The sequence below is a fragment of the Nocardia sp. NPDC019219 genome, from assembly GCF_040632645.1.
GTDB lineage: Bacteria > Actinomycetota > Actinomycetes > Mycobacteriales > Mycobacteriaceae > Nocardia > Nocardia sputorum.
Genome location: NZ_JBEYCG010000036.1, coordinates 1 through 5,170 on the forward strand (window position 1 = coordinate 1; position 5,170 = coordinate 5,170).

General features: G+C 56.8%; 2 rRNA genes. Both read right to left on the reverse strand.

Annotation, left to right across the window (positions count from 1 at the left end):
* Nucleotides 1-69 precede the first annotated feature (69 nt).
* Nucleotides 70-3,183: ribosomal RNA gene (locus tag ABZ552_RS33990) — 23S ribosomal RNA — on the reverse strand.
* A gap of 321 nt (nucleotides 3,184-3,504) precedes the next feature.
* A 16S ribosomal RNA gene (locus ABZ552_RS33995) occupies nucleotides 3,505-5,023 on the reverse strand.
* The 16S and 23S rRNA genes sit together here, the layout of an rRNA operon.
* Nucleotides 5,024-5,170: the final 147 nt, after the last annotated feature.

Genomic DNA, 5,170 nt, shown 5'->3' on the forward strand with positions numbered 1-5,170 from the left:
ATGCCGTCGATCATCAGCAGTCTCTGTGTGTTGTTTCAGATACCGCACAGTGGACGCGTAGCAACCTTTGTTGGTAAGTCCTCGGCCGATTAGTACCGGTCACCTCCACACGTTACCGTGCTTCCAGTTCCGGCCTATCAACCCCATGGTCTATAGGGGGCCTTAACCACTCGAAGGTGGTGAGAAACCTCATCTTGGAACAGGCTTCCCGCTTAGATGCTTTCAGCGGTTATCCCTTCCGAACGTAGCCAACCAGCAGTGCCCTTGGCAGGACAACTGGCACACCAGAGGTTCGTCCGTCCCGGTCCTCTCGTACTAGGGACAGCCTTCCTCAAGTTTCTGACGCGCGCGGCGGATAGAGACCGAACTGTCTCACGACGTTCTAAACCCAGCTCGCGTGCCGCTTTAATGGGCGAACAGCCCAACCCTTGGGACCTACTCCAGCCCCAGGATGCGACGAGCCGACATCGAGGTGCCAAACCATCCCGTCGATATGGACTCTTGGGGAAGATCAGCCTGTTATCCCCGGGGTACCTTTTATCCGTTGAGCGACACCGCTTCCACATGCCGGTGCCGGATCACTAGTCCCGACTTTCGTCCCTGCTCGACCCGTCAGTCTCACAGTCAAGCTCCCTTGTGCACTTGCACTCGACACCTGATTGCCAACCAGGCTGAGGGAACCTTTGGGCGCCTCCGTTACATTTTGGGAGGCAACCGCCCCAGTTAAACTACCCACCAGGCACTGTCCCTGAACCCGATCAGGGTCCGAGGTTAGAAGTCCAATACGACCAGAGTGGTATTTCAACGACGACTCCACGAACACTGGCGTGCCCGCTTCACAGTCTCCCACCTATCCTACACAAACCGTACCGAACACCAATACCAAGCTATAGTGAAGGTCCCGGGGTCTTTTCGTCCTGCCGCGCGTAACGAGCATCTTTACTCGTAATGCAATTTCGCCGAGTCTGTGGTTGAGACAGCAGAGAAGTCGTTACGCCATTCGTGCAGGTCGGAACTTACCCGACAAGGAATTTCGCTACCTTAGGATGGTTATAGTTACCACCGCCGTTTACCGGGGCTTAAATTCTCAGCTTCGCCACCGAAGTGGCTAACCGGTCCTCTTAACCTTCCGGCACCGGGCAGGCGTCAGTCCGTATACATCGTCTTACGACTTCGCACGGACCTGTGTTTTTAGTAAACAGTCGCTTCTCTCTGGTCTCTGCGACCACACCCAGCTCAGACCGCAAGGATCGTCACCAGACGTGGTCCCCCTTCTCCCGAAGTTACGGGGGCATTTTGCCGAGTTCCTTAACCACAGTTCTCTCGATCGCCTCGGTATTCTCTACCTGACCACCTGTGTCGGTTTGGGGTACGGGCCGTGTACCAACTCACTAGAGGCTTTTCTCGGCAGCATAGGATCACTGAATTCGCCTCAATCGGCTACGCATCACGTCTCAGGCACATGAGTGACGGATTTGCCTACCACTCGCCCTACACGCTTACACCAGGTACTCCATCACCTGGCCCAGCTACCTTCCTGCGTCACCCCATCGCTTGACTACTACAGCAGGGGTCGTGCGCAGCCGCTTCAAGCTTCCCGAAGGAAGTCCATCCACATTTGGGCACTTAGCACCACTGATTCGCCACTGGGCGCGGATACACGGGTACGGGAATATCAACCCGTTGTCCATCGACTACGCCTGTCGGCCTCGCCTTAGGTCCCGACTCACCCTGGGCGGATTAACCTGGCCCAGGAACCCTTGGTCATTCGGCGGACGAGTTTCTCACTCGTCTTTCGCTACTCATGCCTGCATTCTCACTCGCACAGCCTCCACCACTAGGTCACCCTGTGACTTCCACGGCTGCACGACGCTCCCCTACCCACCCCAACACCTGGCTCGAAAGCAGGCGCATGTTGGAGTGCCGCGGCTTCGGCGGTGTACTTGAGCCCCGCTACATTGTCGGCGCAGGATCACTTGACCAGTGAGCTATTACGCACTCTTTCAAGGGTGGCTGCTTCTAAGCCAACCTCCTGGTTGTCTTCGCGACCCCACATCCTTTTCCACTTAGTACACGCTTAGGGGCCTTAGCCGGCGATCTGGGCTGTTTCCCTCTCGACTACGAAGCTTATCCCCCGCAGTCTCACTGCCACGCTCTCACACACCGGCATTCGGAGTTTGGCTGACTTCGGTAAGCTTGTGGGCCCCCTAGGCCATCCAGTAGCTCTACCTCCGATGTGAAACACGTGACGCTGCACCTAAATGCATTTCGGGGAGAACCAGCTATCACGGAGTTTGATTGGCCTTTCACCCCTACCCACAGCTCATCCCCTCAGTTTTCAACCTAAGTGGGTTCGGGCCTCCACGACGTCTTACCGTCGCTTCACCCTGGCCATGGGTAGATCACTCCGCTTCGGGTCCATGACATGCGACTCTGGGCGCCCTATTCGGACTCGCTTTCGCTACGGCTACCCCACACGGGTTAACCTCGCCACACACCGATGACTCGCAGGCTCATTCTTCAAAAGGCACGCCATCACCCCACCCCAAAGGGAAGGCTCTGACGGATTGTAAGCGTCCGGTTTCAGGTACTATTTCACTCCCCTCCCGGGGTACTTTTCACCTTTCCCTCACGGTACTAGTCCGCTATCGGTCACCAGGGAGTATTCAGGCTTACCGGGTGGTCCCGGCAGATTCACAGCAGATTTCACGGGCCCGCTGCTACTCGGGCACCCACTACAACAGAGCACGCATTTTCGCCTACGGGATTCTCACCCTCTACGACAGGCCGTTCCAGACCACTTCGACTAACACGCACTTTTCTGACTGTTGCCTACCACGGCAGTGATAGGAAAGTGAGCCCCACTACCCCACACGTGCAACACCTGCCGGCTATCACACACGCATGGTTTAGCCTCATCCGCTTTCGCTCGCCACTACTCACGGAATCACAATTGTTTTCTCTTCCTGTGGGTACTGAGATGTTTCACTTCCCCACGTTCCCTCCCAACCGCCTATATATTCAGCGGCAGGTGACACGACATCACTCGTGCCGGGTTTCCCCATTCGGAAATCCTCGGATCTCAGCTCGGTTGACAGCTCCCCGAGGCTTATCGCAGCCTCCTACGTCCTTCATCGGCTCCTGGTGCCAAGGCATCCACCGAACGCTCTTAAACACTTACAAACAAAGATGCTCGCGTCCACTGTGCAGTTCTCAAACAACACACCCACCCGAACCCTCACGCAAGACCAGCACCCTCCCAAGAAGGCCGGTATCAAGCAGATCCGAGCAGATCGTTATCTCTTGCCTGGAAAGAACGTCTGTTCTTTCAGGACCCAACAGTGTGTCGATATATCCCCGCCGACAACCACACAGGGCCGCCGTCGATGCGAAGAAGTTGTCAGCGTTCCACCCATGAGCTCCGCAGTCCCACATTCGAGGACATGAACGGCTCTGGCACAGCCACACTCGACTGTTCGAGGCGACCGAGCAGATGCTCCTTAGAAAGGAGGTGATCCAGCCGCACCTTCCGGTACGGCTACCTTGTTACGACTTCGTCCCAATCGCCGATCCCACCTTCGACGGCTCCCTCCCACAAGGGGTTAGGCCACCGGCTTCGGGTGTTACCGACTTTCATGACGTGACGGGCGGTGTGTACAAGGCCCGGGAACGTATTCACCGCAGCGTTGCTGATCTGCGATTACTAGCGACTCCAACTTCACGGGGTCGAGTTGCAGACCCCGATCCGAACTGAGACCGGCTTTAAGGGATTCGCTCCACCTCACGGTATCGCAGCCCTCTGTACCGGCCATTGTAGCATGTGTGAAGCCCTGGACATAAGGGGCATGATGACTTGACGTCGTCCCCACCTTCCTCCGAGTTGACCCCGGCAGTCTCCTGCGAGTCCCCGGCATAATCCGCTGGCAACACAGGACAAGGGTTGCGCTCGTTGCGGGACTTAACCCAACATCTCACGACACGAGCTGACGACAGCCATGCACCACCTGTACACCGACCACAAGGGGGCCTACATCTCTGCAGGTTTCCGGTGTATGTCAAACCCAGGTAAGGTTCTTCGCGTTGCATCGAATTAATCCACATGCTCCGCCGCTTGTGCGGGCCCCCGTCAATTCCTTTGAGTTTTAGCCTTGCGGCCGTACTCCCCAGGCGGGGCGCTTAATGCGTTAGCTACGGCACGGATCCCGTGGAAGGAAACCCACACCTAGCGCCCACCGTTTACGGCGTGGACTACCAGGGTATCTAATCCTGTTCGCTACCCACGCTTTCGCTTCTCAGCGTCAGTTACTGCCCAGAGACCCGCCTTCGCCACCGGTGTTCCTCCTGATATCTGCGCATTTCACCGCTACACCAGGAATTCCAGTCTCCCCTGCAGTACTCAAGTCTGCCCGTATCGCCTGCAAGCTCACAGTTGAGCTGTGAGTTTTCACAGACGACGCGACAAACCGCCTACAAGCTCTTTACGCCCAGTAATTCCGGACAACGCTCGCACCCTACGTATTACCGCGGCTGCTGGCACGTAGTTGGCCGGTGCTTCTTCTACAGGTACCGTCACTCACGCTTCGTCCCTGTCGAAAGAGGTTTACAACCCGAAGGCCGTCATCCCTCACGCGGCGTCGCTGCATCAGGCTTTCGCCCATTGTGCAATATTCCCCACTGCTGCCTCCCGTAGGAGTCTGGGCCGTGTCTCAGTCCCAGTGTGGCCGGTCGCCCTCTCAGGCCGGCTACCCGTCGTCGCCTTGGTAGGCCATTACCCCACCAACAAGCTGATAGGCCGCGGGCCCATCTCGCACCGATAAATCTTTCCACCACCAACCATGCGACCAGTGGTCATATCCGGTATTAGACCCAGTTTCCCAGGCTTATCCCGAAGTGCGAGGCAGATCACCCACGTGTTACTCACCCGTTCGCCGCTCGTGTACCCCGAAGGGCCTTACCGCTCGACTTGCATGTGTTAAGCACGCCGCCAGCGTTCGTCCTGAGCCAGGATCAAACTCTCCGTTGAAGACTCACGAAACACCCCCGAAGAGGTGAATCAGAAATATCTAAACTAGAGTCCGAAAACCTAGCAAAACAATCGCCAGCCGGAAAATTAGCTGACAAAAAATGCCCGACCCTCCACACGGGGAGCGGAAGAGCCGGAACCAAAAAA